Consider the following 16237-nt stretch of genomic DNA (forward strand, 5'->3'; position numbering starts at 1 on the left):
AAACTACCTTTGCATTGGACATGTTATTGTCTAATGCCGGAGCTTCGTCGTGATTCGGGGTGTTCTCCCCGAGTTCTGGCATATGAAGATTCTTGAGACGGGTGAGTTTTATGACCGACGCGATCGACATGCCGAAGACCGCAACCGCTGAACGGACGGTGCCGACGCCGGTGACGAATGCCGTGCGAACGCGGGCAGACTGGAACGCGATGCGCGCGGCGGTGCTGGCCGATCCAGGGGCTTTTCATGGCGAGATTGCTTCGCGCAACCTGCACTGGCTGGTGACGCTGGACGATGGTCGCAAGGCGTGGCTGACCCGCGAGGGCGAGACCTGGACGGGATGGGATGCCGCGACGCTGGCGCCGGTGAATGCGTCCCTGGGGGCCGACTTCGCGCCATGGGACCGTGCTTTCAATGCCGATGATGCACCGCATTTTCGCTGGTTCGAGGGTGGGCGGACGAATGCGGCGTTCAACGAGCTCGACCGGCATGTGCTGAAAGGCTTCGGCACCGAGACGGCGGTGATCTTCGAGGGTGACCGCTGGGACATGGCCGAGGACGGCGGGCGCGGGGCGCCGGTCGATTGCTACCCTATCAGCCGGCGGCGACTGCTGCTGGAAGCGGCGAAGTGCGCGCTTGCGCTGAAAGCTCTGGGCCTGAAGGCCGGCGATCGTATCGCGCTCAACATGCCCAATATTCCGGCGCAGATCTTCTGGACCGAGGGCGCCAAGCGTGCCGGCATCATCTACACGCCGGTGTTCGGCGGGTTTTCGGACAAGACGCTGTCGGACCGTATCCATGATGCCGGCGCCAAGGTGGTGGTGACTGCCGATGGTGGCTTCCGCAATGCGCAGATCTTTGCGTTCAAGACCGCTTATACCGACCCGGCCCTCGACAATTACGTGCCGGTTGGTGTGGCGATCGAGCTGCTCGAGACGCGGCTGAAGGAGGCCGATCTGGAGCTTTCGGCCGATGATGCGGCGGTGATCGGCGAGGCGGTGAAGACGACGCTGAAGGGCGAGGTGACGGTCGAGCGCGGCGATGTGATGCGCGGCGTGGGCCGGGCATTGGCCGAGCTCGGCAATGAGGGCCGGGTTGATGCCGCAGCTGCAGCGCGGGTGCGGATTGCGGTGGCCGAGGCGCTGGTGGCGACGCCGCCGCGGGTGGAGGCGGTGGTGGTGGCGCGGCACACCGGGCAGCCCGATATCGTGTGGCGGGAGCGTGATGTCTGGTCGCATGATTTGACCGACAAGGCGTTGGCGGACATCCTGGCGGCGGCGGGGTTGGCGGACCTGGCGGCGCTCGAAGCGCTTGATGATGCAGGCTTTGTGCAGGCGATCTGGAAGGCGGCACCGCCGCTGCCGGTCGATGCCGAGTATCCCATGTTCTTCATCTATACCTCGGGCTCGACGGGCAAGCCCAAGGGCGTGGTGCATGTGCATGGCGGCTATGCCGCGGGCATCGCCGAGACGATGAAGGTGGCGTTCGATGCGCGGCCGGGCGACACCATCTATGTGGTGGCCGATCCGGGCTGGATCACCGGGCAGAGCTACATGATTGCCGCCCCGCTGCTGACGCGGGTGACGACGGTTGTGGGCGAGGGCTCGCCGGTGTTCCCGCACGCCGGGCGCTTTGCGGCGATGATCGAGCGGCATGGGGTGACGATCTTCAAGGCCGGGGTGACCTTCCTCAAGGCGATCATGACCGATCCGCAGAATTTGAAGGACTTCGAGGCCTATGATCTGAGTGGCTTGCGTGTTGCCACCTTCTGCGCCGAGCCGACCTCGCCTTCGGTGCAGGCGTTCGGCATGGCCAATGTGACGCCCAACTACATCAACAGCTATTGGGCGACCGAGCATGGCGGGATCGCCTGGACGCACTTTTATGGCAATGGCGATTTTCCGCTGGCGGCCGATGCGCGGACGTTTCCGCTGCCTTGGATCGTGGGCGATGTGTGGCTGGAAGATGCTGCCGGGACTGCCGATGCCGAAGCACCCTTTGCGCGCACTTCGGGTGGGGTGAAGTGGCGGCGTGCGGCGACCGGCGAGAAGGGCGAAATCGTCATCGCCTCGCCTTATCCGTATCTGGCGCGGACAGTTTGGGGTGATTCCGGGAACTTCCGGGTCGAAGACGGGGCGGTTGTCGGGGGCTGGAAGGGCGATGCCGGGCGCTGGAGCGACGGTTATTGGGGGCGCTGGGACGGTGTCTGGGCCTATACCCAGGGCGACTTTGCCGTGCGCCACACCGATGAGGGTTTTTCGCTGCACGGCCGCTCGGATGACGTGATCAACGTCTCCGGGCACCGGATGGGGACCGAGGAGATCGAGGGGGCGATTTTGCGCGACAAGGCGCTCGACCCCAATTCGCCGCTCGGCAATGTGCTGGTGGTGGGGGCGCCGCATCGCGAGAAGGGGTTGACCCCGATTGCGTTCGTGACGGCAGCGCCGGGGCGCGTGCTGACGCGCGATGACTTCCGGCGCTTGTCGGACCTGGTGCGACAGGAAAAGGGTTCCGTGGCGGTGCCGGGGGACTTCATCGAGGTGAGCCAGTTCCCCGAGACGCGCTCGGGCAAATATGTGCGGCGCATGGTGCGTGCGGTGGTGGAAGGGGCGGAGCTCGGCGATGTGTCGACGCTGCGTAACCCCGAGAGCCTCGACGAGCTGAAGAGCGCCGTGGCCGCGTGGGAGAACAAGCAGAAGCTTTCCAGCGAGCAGGCGATCTTCGATCGTTATCGCTACTTCAGGGTGCAGTATAACGACGTCGGGGCCGGCCAGAAGGTGGCGACGGTTTATGTGACCAACCCGCCGGTCAATGCGCTCAACGAGCGGGCGATCGATGAGCTGGTCATCGTCGTCGAGCATCTGTCGCGGCGCGATGATGTGGTGGCGGTGGTGTTCACCGGTGATGGCACGGCGAGCTTTGTGGCCGGCGCCGACATTCGCCAGTTCCTCGACGAAATTCATACCGTGGAAGAAGCGCGGGTGCTGCCGAACAATGCGCAGCTGGCGTTCGGCAAGATCGAGGCGATGAACAAGCCGTGCGTTGCGGCGATCCAGGGTGTGGCGCTGGGCGGCGGGATGGAATTTGCGCTCGCCTGCCATTGGCGGGTGGCGGAGAAGCATGCGCGCTTTGGCCAGCCCGAAATCCGGCTGCGGCTGCTGCCGGGTTATGGCGGCACGCAGCGGCTGCCGCGGCTGCTTGCCGACAAGCGCGGGCCCGAGGGGTTGCGCGATTCGCTCGACCTGATTCTCGGTGGCCGCAGCATCGATGGCGAGGAGGCGCTGGGCATCGGGTTGGTGGAGACGCTGGCGGACGGCGCGCATGATGCGCTGGCGCTGGCGCATGCCGAAGTGCGCGAGTTCGTGCGGCACGGCGAATCGAGCCGGCTGGGGCGGACCTGGGCGGAGCGGCGCAAGGCGGCGAAGGACAGCTGGCAGCATCCGGGCATTGCCGATCTCGACGAGGCGTTGAGCGATGATTTCGTCCAGCGCATCCTTCGGCAGCTCGACTGGGCAGGTCGCGGCACGGCGGGCGCGCGGGCGATCGAGGCGATCCGCACCGGCTGGACCGGCGGGATGGCTGCGGGGCTGGTGCGCGAGGGGCAGCTGTTTGCCGAGGCCGTGGTCGATCCGCAGGGCGGCAAGACCGGCATCCGCGAGTTTCTCGACAAGAAGTCGCCGCCGCTGCCGGTGCGCCGGAATGGTGTGTATATCGACAGCGAGCATGACGAGCGCGGGGCCACGCTGCAGACCGCGGGCGAGCTGCTGCCGATGGGGGCGGCGTTCTTCCCCGGCGTGACGGCAATTCCGTCGCATCAATATGCCTTTGGCATTGCGCGTGATGCCGACACCGGGGCGCCGCGCTTCGGCGAGCCGGCGACGCATGAGCGTGAGCTGATCGTGCCGGTGCCGACCCCCGAGGCGAATGAGGCGCTGGTGTATCTGCTGACGTCGGAGGTCAATTTCAACGACATCTGGGCTCTGACGGGCATCCCGGTGAGCCCGTTCGATGGCCATGAGGAGGATGTGCAGGTGACCGGCTCGGGCGGGCTGGCGCTGGTGGCGTCGCTGGGCTCAGAGGCGCGGGCACAGGGGCGGCTCAAGGTCGGTGATCTGGTCGCGGTCTATTCGGGAACGTCGGACCTGCTCAGCCCGATTGCCGGGCGCGACCCGATGTATGCCGATTTCGCGATCCAGGGTTATGAATCGAAGACCGGCAGCCATGCGCAGTTTCTGACCGTGCAGGCGCCGCAGCTGCATGCGATTCCGGGGGACCTGACGCTCGAGCAGGCGGGGAGCTATATCCTCAACCTCGGCACGATCGTGCGCTGCCTGTTCACGACGCTCGACATTGTCGGTGGCAAGACGATCTTCATCGAGGGCTCGGCGACCGGCACTGGCCTCGATGCGTTGAAGACCGCCAAGGCAAGCGGGTTGGCGGTGACGGGCATGGTTTCGAGCCCGGCGCGCGCCGAGTTCGTGCGAGCCAAGGGGGCGGTGGGGTCGATCGACCGGACCGAAGCGCGGTTCAAGGCGCTGTTCACCAGCGTACCCGATGGTGGCAAGGATGATTGGACAGCATGGGAAGCTGCTGGCGAGCCGATGCTGGCCGAATACCGGGCGATGAACGGTGGCAAGCTCGCCGATTATGCGGTGAGCCATGCCGGCGAGACGGCGTTTCCGCGCACCTTCCAGATGCTGGGTGAAGGCGGAGTTCTGGCCTTCTATGGCGCGTCCTCGGGCTATCATCTGAGCTTCATGGGCAAGCCGGGGGCGGTTTCGCCCGAGGCGATGCTGGCCAAGGCCGGGGCGCGGGGCGGCGAGGCGGTGCTGATCTTCTACGGCCCCGGATCGCGGGCATTGGCCGACCCCATGGGGCTGGAGATGATCGAGGCGGCGCGCGGCATCGGGGCGCGCACGGTGGTGGTGACGACCACCGACGGGCAGCGCGAGTTCATCCTGTCGCTCGGTTTCGAGGATGCGGTGGCGGGCGTGGTGTCGCTCGAAGCGATCAAGCGGCGCGAGGGGGCGAATTTCGATTGGCCCGATACCATGCCGCGGCTGCCGGTGGCGCGCGAGGACATCGAGACCTTCCGCGAAGCCGTCCGCGACTTCCAGGACAAGACGCTGAAGCCCTTCGGAGGCGCTGTCGGCAAGCTGCTGCGCTCGCCGGACAATCCGCGCGGCAACCCCGACATCATCATGGAGCGTGCGGGCCAGGACACGCTTGGGGTGACGACGGCGCTTGTGAAGCCGTTCACCGGGCGGGTGATCTATTGCGAGGACATGACCGGGCAGCGCTACAATTTCTACGCGCCGCAGGTGTGGACGCGGCAGCGGCGGATCATCATGCCGTCGACCGAGATCCGCGGCACGCATCTTTGCAACGCCTATGAAGTGACGCGGATGAACGATCTTGTCGCTTCGGGGCAGCTCGATGTGACCGAGCCGACGGTGGTGCCGTGGGAAGGGCTGCCCGAAGCCCATCAGAGCATGTGGGACAACCGGCATTCGGGGGCGACGTATATCGTCAACCATGCGCTGCCGGTGGCCGGGCTGCGCAGCAAGGATGAGCTTTTCGAGGCCTGGGCGGCGCTTGGCGTTGCAACCCAGGCGGGGGAGAATTGAGATGAGCAAGACCGTGACGATCCGGCCTGATTCGGGCCAGCCTGACGGGGCGACTGCCGTTGCAAGGCCCGGCCGGCTGGCGGGCAAGGTGGCGGTGGTGACCGGCGCCGCCGGCAACCTCGGCCAGCAGATCGTGCGCCGCTACCTCGAGGAGGGGGCGACGGTGGTGCTGACCGGGCGTGACCGGGCGCGCACCGAGGCGGCGCGGGCGGCGGCGATTGCCGATGTGGGCGTGGCCGACGACAAGGCGAGCATCGTGGTGATGGACGGGGCGGACGCCGAGAGCGTGCGCGCCGGCATTGCCGAGGTGGTGGCGCGGCATGGCAGCATCGATGTGCTGGTGAACAATGCCGGATCGGCAGGGCCCAAGCAGCCGGTCGACAATCTGCCGCTGTCGCTTGCCGACCTCGAGGCCTTGCGGGCCGCCGGCAGCACCGACACCGAGACTGTGGGTGATGCAGCGCGCAACATCATGGTGGTGGCGTGGAATCTGGTGCGCGCCGCGGCCGGGGCGATGGGGCCGGGGGGCTCGATCATCAACGTGTCGACGATCTTCAGCCGCACCGATTATTATGCGCGCGCGGCGTACACCGTGCCCAAGGCGGCGCTCAATGCGCTTTCGCGCCGGCTGGCGGTGGAGCTGGGGCCGCAAGGGATCCGGGTGAACCTGTTGTTTCCGGGGCCGATTGCCAGCGACCGTATCCGCACCGTGTTTGCGGCGATGGACACTCTGCGCGGTGATGCGCAGGGGGCGACGGCGGCGCATTTCTTCGGCCAGATGGCGCTGGCGCGGCCGCTCGATGGAGCGGCGCCGGTGAAGACCTTTCCGCTGCCGGCCGACATTGCCAACACCTGCGTGTTCCTGGGGTCGGACGAATCGGCGGCGTTCAGCGGCCATGATTTCGAGGTGACGCATGGCATGCAGGTGCCGCGCGAGAGCTTTGCGGCATATGTGTCGCGCCCGACGATGCGGACGATCGATGGCTCGGGGCTGGGGGTGCTGGTTTCGGCCGGCAGCCAGACCGAGGACGGCGTGGCGCTGGCGCGGGTGCAGGTGGGGCATGGTGCCAATGTGCTGCTCGGCTTCCACTCCGAGGCGGCGGCCGAGGCGGCGCGTGCCTTGGTGGGCGATGACGCGCGCATCATGGTCGCGCATTTCCCGCGGCATGAGCATGTGACGATGGATGCGGTGCTCGCCGAGTTTACCGCCAATCATTGCGCGATTACGGGCGCCTTGGTGCTGCCGACGCGGCCGGCGGGCTATTTTGCCGGTGCACTTTCCGAAGCCAGTGATGCGATGGTCGAGCGGTTTGTCGATGATGAACTCGAGGGCAATATCGCCGTTGCGCGCACGCTCAGCCGCTATTGGAAGGAGCAGCCCGCACTCTTGCACGACCCGCGCTTCGTGTTCATCTCGAATGGCGATGATGGGCAGGGCAACCATTATGCCGATCTGCTGCGCGCCGCCCAGGAGGAGTTGATCCGGGTGTGGCGCGACGAGAGCAAGGTCGATGTGGCGCACGGCCGCCGCGCGCAGCCCGAATGGGGCAACCAGATCGTGCGCACCACCAATGCCGAGGCCGAGGAGCTGGCGTTTGCCGCGGGGCAGGCGGCGCGGATCGTGCTCAAGCAGCGGCGGATCGAGCCGATCAACCTGTTGCTGCCGGCGTCGATTGCCGAGGCGACGGGCGCGCGCAAGGCGATGGGCGGCGAGGCCGAGAACATCACCGGGCTGCACCGCGGCAAGGTGGCGCTGATCACCGGCGGGTCGGCCGGGATCGGGGGCCAGGTGGCACGGCTGCTGGCACTTGCGGGTGCCAAGGTGATGATGGTGGCGCGGCGGGCGAGCGAGCTCGATGCGGCGCGTGACCGGATTGTGGGCGAGCTGGAGGACATCGGCTTTTCGGGCGTGGAGCGGCGGGTGCGGACGCTGGCGGATGTCGATGTGGCCGATCTGGCCTCGCTGAAGCGGGCGTTCGACGAGACGGTGAAGGCCTTTGGCCGCGTCGATTATCTCATCAACAACGCCGGGATTTCGGGGGCCGAGGAGATGGCGGTGGACATGAGCGTGGAGGCTTTCCGCCGCACGCAGATGGCCAATCTCGTCTCCAACTATGCGCTGATGCAGCATGCTGTGCCGCTGATGAAGGCACAGGGGTCGGGCTATATCCTCAATGTTTCGAGCTATTTCGGTGGCGAGAAGTTTCTGGCGGTGAGCTATCCCAATCGTTCCGACTATGCCGTGTCCAAGGCCGGGCAGCGGGCGATGGCGGAGAGCCTTGCGCGGCATCTGGGGCCCGAGGTGCAGATCAATGCAATTGCGCCGGGGCCGGTCGATGGTGACCGGCTTGCGGGGCTTGGCGGCAAGCCGGGGCTGTTCGAGCGGCGCGGGCGGCTGATTCTGGAAAACAAGCGGTTGAATGCGGTTTACGCAGCGCTTGTGAAGGCGATGCGGCGGGGTGAGGCGCTGCCGACTTTGCTCGGTCGGCTGGCGCGCAACGACACGGTGCAGCTGAGCCACGACAAGGCGGTGCCGGCGGAATTGCGCGAACTCGCACTGGCGTGCGCCCGCGAAGGCGACGAGACGTGCTGCTGGGACCGGTTTTTGCTGACACCGCCGCTTGCTGAAAAGCTGCTCAAGCGGCTGAAGCTGGGCGGTTATCTGCTGACCTACCCGGAGTGGACGGCGCGGGCGGTGAATGGCGACTGGCTGCTGCGGGTGCCGCCCGATGATGCGCCCTGGCTGCCTGGGGCACAGATTGCGCGCGAGGCCGGCAAGGTGCGTGGCGGGGTGCTGAGCCAGCTGCATCTGGGCAAGATGCCGACCGAGAGCGAAGTGGCGCAGGCGACGGTGTTCTTCCTCGCTGACCGTGCGGTTTCGGGCGAGACCTTCATGCCTTCGGGCGGGCTCAATGTGGAGCGATCGACGACCGAGCGCGAGCTGTTCGGCAGCCCCAAGGCGGAGCGGCTCGAGCAGATGGCGGGCAAGACCGTGTGGCTGATCGGCGAGCATCTCGTCGACCATCTGGCGGCGGCGGCCAAGGCCTTCCTGGGCTGCGGGGTGAAGCGGGTGGTGCTGCTGTGCGGCACCGAGGCCGGGGGAGCGGCGATTGCAGCGGCAATCGGCTCGAATGCCGTGTCGGTGCGCCCGATCGGGAGCGATATCGAGGGTGGCATCGATGCAGCACTCGGCGATTTCGGCTGGCCGACGACGGTGGTTTCGACGCCGATGCAGGCGCTGCCGACGGCGTTGTTCGATGGGCCGACGCCGCTGACGGGCGAGGGCTTCGGTGAGGTGGTGGAGCATAATCTGACACAGCACTTCCGGGTGACGCGCAAGGTGAGCCTGTTCGATGGCTGCCAGCTGGTGCTGGTGTCCCCCGATGTGCCGATGGGCGAGAAGGGGCCGGCGTTTGCGCTGGCCAACTTCGTGAAGACGACGCTGCATGCGTTCACGGCGACGGTGGCGGTGGAGAATGAGCGGCTGGTGCATGAGGTGCCGGTCAACCAGATCAACCTGACCCGGCGCGTGCGCTCGGAGGAGCCGCGGACGCCGGCGGAGCATGACGAGGAGGTGGCACGGTTTGCGCGGGCAGTGCTGCTGGCGGGGGCGCCGCTGCCGGATGCGGAGGATTCGCGGTATCGGGCGAAGGTTTATAGGGGGCAGGCGATTACGGTGTGAGGGCGGCGCGAGTTTAGCGGCGCTAAACTCCGACTCGCCCCACACCCGGCCGGCGGGGCGGCGCGAGCGAAGCGCGCCGAACCCGTCCGACGGCGTGGCTTTGCCACGCCCCTCTCTCTGTTTCTTTCTTCCTTCCCGCAGGCCAGCGAAGGGAAGGAAGGCAGAGGGCGCGGCAAAGCCGCGCCTGACATCGGACGAGTTCGCTCGGCTCCGCCGTGCGCCTCGCCGGCCGAGCGTGCGCGAGTCGGAGATTAGCTCCGCTAATCTCGCGCCGCGCTGCGCTCAATCAACCGGCACCCCAGGCCGCGTCAGCGACGTCCTGATCACAAAACTCGTCTTCACACTCTCCACATTCGGCGCCGGTGTCAGCTCCGAGGTGAGGAAGCGCTGAAACTCCTGCAGGTCGTGCGCGACGACCTTGAGGATGAAGTCGATCTCGCCGTTGAGCATGTGGCATTCGCGGATCTGGGGCAGGGCGGCCATATGCTCCTCGAATATCTTGAGGTCGGCTTCGGCCTGGGACTTGAGGCTGACCATCGCGAAGACGGTGATCCCATAACCCAAGGACTGGGCGTCGAGATCGGCGTGATAGCCGCGGATGGTGCCGTTTTCCTCCAGTGCGCGGACGCGGCGGAGGCACGGCGGGGCGGTCAACCCGGCGCGCTCGGCGAGGTCGACGTTGGTGATGCGGCCTTCGGCCTGAAGGTGGCGAAGGATGACGCGATCGATATCATCGATCGGCAGACGTGAGCGGTGCATTTCAGCAACTCCATGACTCATTATTGCAAACATCCATAATAATGTTGCCCGAATGCGCAAGAGTGCGCGTGGCGCAGGGAAGGGGGGTGAATATTGCGCGTGACTGCATTACGTCTCGGCTCTCAGAATTTCGGGAGCAGGATTGTGGCAGACGCAGCCCAAGTGAAAGTGTTGATCATCGGCTCGGGGCCGGCGGGGTATACCGCCGCCATCTATGCGGCGCGGGCGGCATTGGACCCGGTGCTGATCGAGGGGATGCAGCCCGGCGGGCAGCTGACGATCACCACGGATGTGGAGAATTGGCCGGGCGATGTGAGCGTGCTCGGGCCCAACCTGATGGTGCGGATGGCCGAACAGGCGCGGCATGTGGGGGCGGTTCTGGTGTCCGACATGGTGACGAGTGTGGACTTGTCGCGGCGGCCGTTTGCGGTGGAGTGCGATTCGGGGGCGCGGTATCTGGCCGAAACGCTGGTGATTGCCACCGGCGCCAGTGCGCGCTGGCTGGGGTTGCCGAACGAGACGCGGCTGCGCGGCTTCGGAGTTTCGGCGTGCGCGACCTGCGATGGCTTCTTCTTCCGCGGCAAGACGGTGGCGGTGGTCGGCGGCGGCAATACGGCGGTGGAAGAGGCGCTGTTCCTCACCAATTTTGCGAGCTCGGTGCATCTGATCCACCGGCGTGGTGAACTTCGGGCTGACAAGACCAACCAGGCGCGGCTGTTCGCCAACCCCAAGATCGTGCTGCACTGGCACGCCGAAGTGGCCGATGTGATCGGCGAGGGTGGGGTCGATGGCGTGGTGCTCGAGGATACGCGCGATGGCAGCCGGCGCGAGTTGATGGTCGACGGGCTGTTCGTGGCGATCGGCCATGTGCCGGCGACGGAGCTGTTTGCGGGCCAGCTGGCGATGGATGACGAGGGCTATATCATCAAGGCGCCCGATTCGACCGCGACCTCGGTGGCGGGGGTGTTTGCTGCCGGCGATGTGACCGACAAGCAGTACAGGCAGGCGGTGACGGCGGCGGGCATGGGCTGCATGGCGGCACTGGAGGCCGAGCGGTTTATCGCGCATGGTGCCGATGAGCTTGCGGAGGCCGAGGCCGCTGCAGCCTGAGCCGGGGGTTTTGGGGGAAGCGGCATGAACCTGGACTGGGAGAAGCTGCGGCTTTTCGAGGCGGTTGCGGAAGCCGGCAGCTTCACCGAGGCGGCGCGGCGGCTGCACATGAGCCAGCCGGCCCTCTCCCGCCAGATTGCCGCTCTCGAGGCCGATATCGGCGCGAAGCTGTTCCACCGCCATGCGCGCGGGCTGGCGAGCACGCATGAGGGCGAGCAGCTTCGCGCTGCCACGCACGACATGCAGGACCGGCTCGAGCGCGCGCGACTGGCGATCGACGCGTCGCGCGACCGGCCGACGGGCGAGCTCAGGGTGACGACAACGGTGAGCTTCGGCTCGACCTGGCTGGCGCGGCAGATCGGCGATTTTCTCGATATCTACCCCGACATTGCCGTGCAGCTGATGCTGACCGATGACGATCTCGACCTGGCGAAGCGCGAGGCCGATGTGGCGGTGCGCTTCCACCCGCCGCTGCAGAGCGAGCTTGTGCAGAAGCCGCTCTATGCGATCCGCCACTATCTGTGCGCCTCGCCCGAATATCTGGCGAAGCATGGCGAGCCGAAGACCATTGCCGATCTCGATGCGCACCGGCTGCTGGCCTATGGCGAGACCGCACCCGATGTGCTGAAGGGCATCAACTGGGCGCTGTCGCTGGGCCATGAGCATGCGCCGCGGGTGCCCGCACTTTCGATCAACAACAGCCTTGGTGTTCTGCAGGCCGTGGAGGCGGGGGCGGGCATCGCCGCACTGCCGACCTATCTCATCCGCTTTTCGGGCAAGGTGCAGATCGTGCTGCCGGAGCTCGAAGGCCCGGTTTTCCGGACGTTTTTCACCTACCCTGTAGAGTTGCGCCGCTCTCTGCGGGTGGCGGCGCTGCGCGACTTCCTGGCCGCGCGGATGAACGCCGCGAGCCTCGATATCGATCGGCGAGCACTCAGCCTGTGAGCAAATGTCGCAAGGGGTATGCGCCTGACGCATAGCTGGGTTGTGTTTTTGTGCGCTGCACAATAAGCGGCGCGATCGGCATATGGAGGGGGTGGCTGTCGAGAGACAGCGCTGCGCTCGGGCCAACCTCCCCCCCTCGGTGGCCCCAGCGTGGAACCGGACCGCACTCCCCCCCGCGGACGGTTCCCGGTCTGGCACTTGCCGCTCCACCCCCCCCCGGAGCCCCTTGTGTCAGGCCATAGATCGGGCCGGGCCTGCGCATTGTCGCAGGCCCGGCCCCTTTTCTGTTTGTGCTTCATCACCCCGGCGACATGTCGGCAGTTGCGGGTGGCAGGTCGGATGGGCTAGGCGATTGCAGCACCTGGAAGGGCCTGTAGCTCAACGGTAGAGCCGGCCGCTCATAACGGCTTGGTTGGGGGTTCGAATCCCTCCGGGCCCACCAGCTTGTCACGCGGTTTTTTTCGGGATTTTGCATCTGTCGGACCCTCTTCAGCCAGCGATGAGCACGCGCGACGCTGCGGTGGCTGCGGACGCTGCGAAGCCGCGTGTCGGGCTGAAGCAATGGTTCGGCGTGGCGCTGGGGCTGCTGGTGCTGGCGCTGGGTGCCTGGGGGCTGAGCAAGATTGCCGGCCAGGTGACGATTGCCGATGTGATGGCGGAAGTGCGTGCCACGCCGGTGCATCTGATCGTGGCGGCAGCGGTGTCGGCGGCGATCTCCTATGTGGTGCTGGTGGGCTATGACTGGCTGGCGACGCGGCATCTCGGCTACACGATCGGCTGGCCGACGCTGGCGGCGGCGAGCTTTGCCAGCTTCACGATGAGCCATACGCTTGGGGTGACGGTGCTGACGGGCGGCACGGTGCGCTACCGCATCTATACCCGCGCCGGGGTGAAGGCGGCGGATATCGCCATGATCATCCTGCTGTGCGGCTGGACCTTCTGGCTGGGCATCGTGTTCGTGGCGGGCGTTGGCCTGCTGGCGGCACCCGACCTTTCCGCACCCTTCCGCGAGTTTGCGCCGGCGGGGTTTGAACATTTGGCCGGGCTGGCGCTGCTTGCCGGGACCTTCGCCTATCTGCTGCTCGCGACGGTGTGGCGGCGCGAGTTCCGCATCCTCCGCTATGCCTTCACGATCCCCGATGGCCGCGAGACGCTGTTGCAGATCGTCATCGGCGCCATCGACCTGGCCTTTGCTGGCGGGGCGCTGTTCCTGCTGCTGCTGGCGGTGCCGGGGACGCCGGATCTGCTCACCTTCCTCACCATCTATGCGGTGGCGATGGTGATCGGCGCGCTGAGCCATGCGCCGGGCGGGCTGGGGGTGTTCGAGATCGTGGTCGTGAGCCTGATGCCCGATGCCGACAAGGCTGGGGTGCTGGCGGCGGTGGCGCTGTTCCGGCTGATCTACACCTTCATCCCGTTTTTGCTCGGGCTGGTTGTGATTGCGGTGATGGAAGCCAATGCCGTGCGAAAGCTCAGGCGCGAGCGGCGAGCAGCTTCGCCGCCCGCACCTGCCAATCGGGCGTGAGGCCCGGGAGCCGGCTGAGCTCGGCCAGTTCGTCGGCCGCAAGCTTGCCGCCGCCGCTGAAGCGGCTGAAGCGCAGCATCGTCCAGCCTGGGTTGGGGCGCTCGATCACGTCATGCGCGTCGCCGGCGGTGATGGTGCCCGGCTCGATCACCCGGCAATACCAACCGCTGCGCCCCGACCGCACCATGGCGCGTGCGACCTTGGGCGTGCCAACGACCTGCGCCAGCGTGTGACAGGGTTCGCGAATCTGCGCGACCTGGAGCGTGGCGGTGCCGGCGCGGATGACATCGCCGATGCAGATGATGGCTTCGTCCTGGCCGTCGATGCAGAGATTCTCCCCCATGCCGCCCGGCACGAAGCGTGCGGCAAGGGCGGGCAGGTCGGCGATCCAGCCGGCGTAGCCGCTGAGCGGATAGCTGTAGACGGCCTTGTCGGGGCCGCCATGCCAGCGGCGGTTGACCTGGGTATCCCCCTCCAGTCCGAGCGCGTGCACCCTGACTGGGCCGGTGGTGGGCTGCTTGCGAAACGCCGTGATGGCCTTTTTCGGAGACTCGGGGTCGAGAAGTTCCGGCCGGCCGAGCCGGACCTGTGCCATTGTGCCGCTTGCAATCATCACGCGATTGTCTGACACTTCCTGGCAGTATCAACAACACGAAAGGAGGTGATCCAATGTCTCATTGTCTCAACACCGGAATGAAGGCGCTGGTGATCACGGTCGGAGTCGTGACTGCCTGAGAAGGACACCGCCCTTCGTGGACGGATGAACAATGGGAAGGGCCGCCGGGCGACTGGCGGCCCTTCTGATGTTCGGCCCTTCTTATTTTCGGCCGTGTAAATTCTCGGCCGTCTTGATTCTCGGCGGTGGACCCTGAACAAGCAAGGCGCCCGGGTCAGACCCGGGCGCCTGCACTTGACGAGCGTTTACACAGACGGCTCCGGCAAGGGAGCCATGGCACTGCGGGGGCGGTGCCGTCATGCCCCCATGGGCACCGCACCCCGGTGTCGCGAGCCCGTGATGCTGTTGCGCATCTTCAGGCCTGCGGATCCCCGAACCCTGGCTGACACCCGGTTCGTTTCTGCAACTTACGCCTGCTGCGGCACTCTGTCATGTCCTTCAAATGTTTATCGGCATGGTTGCCATCAGTCTGTGGCCGATCTGCAACAGGGGTCGACTGCAGATTGCCCCCGTTGCCTGTCGGCGCGCGCCATGCGAGAGCCGCGGCGAGGGCTGCCGATCCTGCAGCCGCGAACCAAGGATTGTCTCCCCGTGCGCCTGTCCCGCTATTTTCTGCCGATCCTGAAGGAAACCCCGGGCGAGGCGCAGGTGGTGAGCCACCAGCTGATGCTGCGCGCCGGGATGATCCGCCAGACGGCAGCGGGCATTTATGCGTTCCTGCCGCTCGGGCTGCGGGTGCTGGCGAAGATCGAGGGAATCGTGCGCGAGGAGATGGACCGCGCCGGCGCCATCGAGGTGCTGATGCCGACGATCCAGTCCGCCGACCTGTGGCGGCAATCGGGGCGGTATGAGGCGTATGGGCCGGAGATGCTGCGGATAAAGGACCGGCACGACCGCGAAATGCTGTTTTCACCGACCGCCGAGGAGCTGTTCACGGTGATTTTCCAGAATGGCGCGAAGAGCTACCGCGACCTGCCGCGCAACCTCTACCAGATCCAGTGGAAATTCCGTGATGAAGTGCGGCCGCGCTTCGGGCTGATGCGCGGGCGCGAGTTCTTGATGAAGGATGCCTATAGCTTCGACCTGGATTTTGCCGCGGCGAAGCACAGCTATAATCGCATGTTCATCGCCTATATGCGCACCTTTGCGCGCATGGGCCTTGATGCGATCCCGATGCAGGCGGACACCGGACCGATCGGTGGCGACCTGAGCCATGAGTTCATCGTGCTGGCGCCGACCGGCGAGAGCGATGTGTTTTATGACGAAGCCTGGCTGGCGGCGCGCGACACCAGCGCTGTCGATGCCGATGATGCCGACGCGCTGGAACACTCTATCAGTGGGTTGAACACCGATTATGCAGCGACGGACGAGAAGCGTGACCTTGCAGCGGAAGCGGCGGCGGGCGATCGGCTGAAGACGTCGAAGGGCATCGAGGTGGGCCAAGTTTTCTATTTCGGCGACAAGTACACCAAGGCGATGGGCGTGACCGTTCAGGGCTCCGATGGCCAGCCGGTGACGCCGCTGATGGGGAGCTATGGCATCGGCGTGTCGCGGCTGCTGGGTGCCATCATCGAGGCGCGGCATGATGCTTCCGGTATCGTCTGGCCCGATGCGGTGGCGCCGTTCAAGGTGGCGCTGATCAACCTGCGCGTCGACGATGCGGCGTGCCTTGCGGCGTGCGAGGGTCTTTATGCCGAGCTGACCGCCAACGGCGTGGAGGTTCTGTATGACGACCGCGACGAGCGTGGCGGGCCGAAGTTTGCCACCGCCGACCTGATCGGCCTGCCGTGGCAGCTGGTGGTCGGGCCCAAGGGCATTGCGAACGGTGTGGTGGAGTTGAAACGGCGGGCGACGGGCGAGAAGACCGAGCTGCCGATGGCGGACGCGGTGGCTCGGCTGCTGGCATGATCACA

General features: G+C 66.3%; 8 protein-coding genes and 1 tRNA gene. 7 read left to right on the top strand and 2 right to left on the bottom strand.

What is annotated here, in order from left to right:
• Nucleotides 1-128 precede the first annotated feature (128 nt).
• Nucleotides 129-5627: an AMP-binding protein gene (locus tag FHS79_RS00120; protein WP_184193508.1), complete on the top strand. Its 5499-nt coding sequence runs from the start codon at nt 129-131 to the stop codon at nt 5625-5627.
• A 1-nt stretch (nt 5628) separates the two neighbouring features.
• Nucleotides 5629-9309, top strand: coding sequence for an SDR family NAD(P)-dependent oxidoreductase (locus FHS79_RS00125; RefSeq protein WP_184193511.1), 3681 nt, complete (start codon nt 5629-5631; stop codon nt 9307-9309).
• A gap of 282 nt (nt 9310-9591) precedes the next feature.
• Here the strand turns inward: FHS79_RS00125 and FHS79_RS00130 are convergent, their stop codons facing one another.
• Nucleotides 9592-10068, bottom strand: a complete 477-nt coding sequence (locus FHS79_RS00130; protein WP_184193514.1) for an Lrp/AsnC family transcriptional regulator — start codon at nt 10066-10068, stop codon at nt 9592-9594.
• 141 nt (nt 10069-10209) lie between these two features.
• On the opposite strand from FHS79_RS00130, the gene trxB reads away from it, so the two are divergent.
• The 4 genes from trxB (at nt 10210) to FHS79_RS00150 (ending at nt 13648) form a co-directional block, all read left to right on the top strand.
• Complete coding sequence (trxB, locus tag FHS79_RS00135) at nt 10210-11178, top strand: thioredoxin-disulfide reductase (RefSeq protein WP_424022256.1); 969 nt, start codon at nt 10210-10212, stop codon at nt 11176-11178.
• A 24-nt stretch (nt 11179-11202) separates the two neighbouring features.
• Nucleotides 11203-12123: a LysR family transcriptional regulator gene (locus FHS79_RS00140; RefSeq protein ID WP_184193520.1), complete on the top strand. Its 921-nt coding sequence runs from the start codon at nt 11203-11205 to the stop codon at nt 12121-12123.
• A 367-nt stretch (nt 12124-12490) separates the two neighbouring features.
• A tRNA-Ile gene (locus FHS79_RS00145) sits at nt 12491-12565 on the top strand.
• 57 nt (nt 12566-12622) lie between these two features.
• Complete coding sequence (locus FHS79_RS00150; protein ID WP_184193521.1) at nt 12623-13648, top strand: lysylphosphatidylglycerol synthase domain-containing protein; 1026 nt, start codon at nt 12623-12625, stop codon at nt 13646-13648.
• On the opposite strand, the gene FHS79_RS00155 is transcribed toward FHS79_RS00150, so the two are convergent.
• Complete coding sequence (locus FHS79_RS00155) at nt 13596-14243, bottom strand: MOSC domain-containing protein (protein ID WP_184193524.1); 648 nt, start codon at nt 14241-14243, stop codon at nt 13596-13598. The genes FHS79_RS00150 and FHS79_RS00155 overlap by 53 nt on opposite strands.
• 672 nt (nt 14244-14915) lie before the next feature.
• Between FHS79_RS00155 and proS the strand changes: the two genes are divergently transcribed.
• Entirely contained in the window at nt 14916-16232 is a 1317-nt protein-coding gene (gene proS / locus FHS79_RS00160) for a proline--tRNA ligase (protein ID WP_184193527.1), read from the top strand.
• Nucleotides 16233-16237: the final 5 nt, after the last annotated feature.

Origin of the sequence: Polymorphobacter multimanifer (assembly GCF_014205635.1) — a bacterium.
GTDB classification, from domain to species: Bacteria; Pseudomonadota; Alphaproteobacteria; order Sphingomonadales; family Sphingomonadaceae; genus Sandarakinorhabdus; species Sandarakinorhabdus multimanifer.

Excerpts from the sequence above, each read along its gene's own strand:
- FHS79_RS00120 (WP_184193508.1), top strand. The coding sequence starts at position 129 with ATGCCGAAGACCGCAACCGCTGAACGGACGGTGCCGACGCCGGTGACG.
- FHS79_RS00125 (WP_184193511.1), top strand. The coding sequence starts at position 5,629 with ATGAGCAAGACCGTGACGATCCGGCCTGATTCGGGCCAGCCTGACGGG.
- FHS79_RS00130 (WP_184193514.1), bottom strand. The coding sequence starts at position 10,068 with ATGCACCGCTCACGTCTGCCGATCGATGATATCGATCGCGTCATCCTT.
- FHS79_RS00140 (WP_184193520.1), top strand. The coding sequence starts at position 11,203 with ATGAACCTGGACTGGGAGAAGCTGCGGCTTTTCGAGGCGGTTGCGGAA.
- FHS79_RS00150 (WP_184193521.1), top strand. The coding sequence starts at position 12,623 with ATGAGCACGCGCGACGCTGCGGTGGCTGCGGACGCTGCGAAGCCGCGT.
- FHS79_RS00155 (WP_184193524.1), bottom strand. The coding sequence starts at position 14,243 with ATGGCACAGGTCCGGCTCGGCCGGCCGGAACTTCTCGACCCCGAGTCT.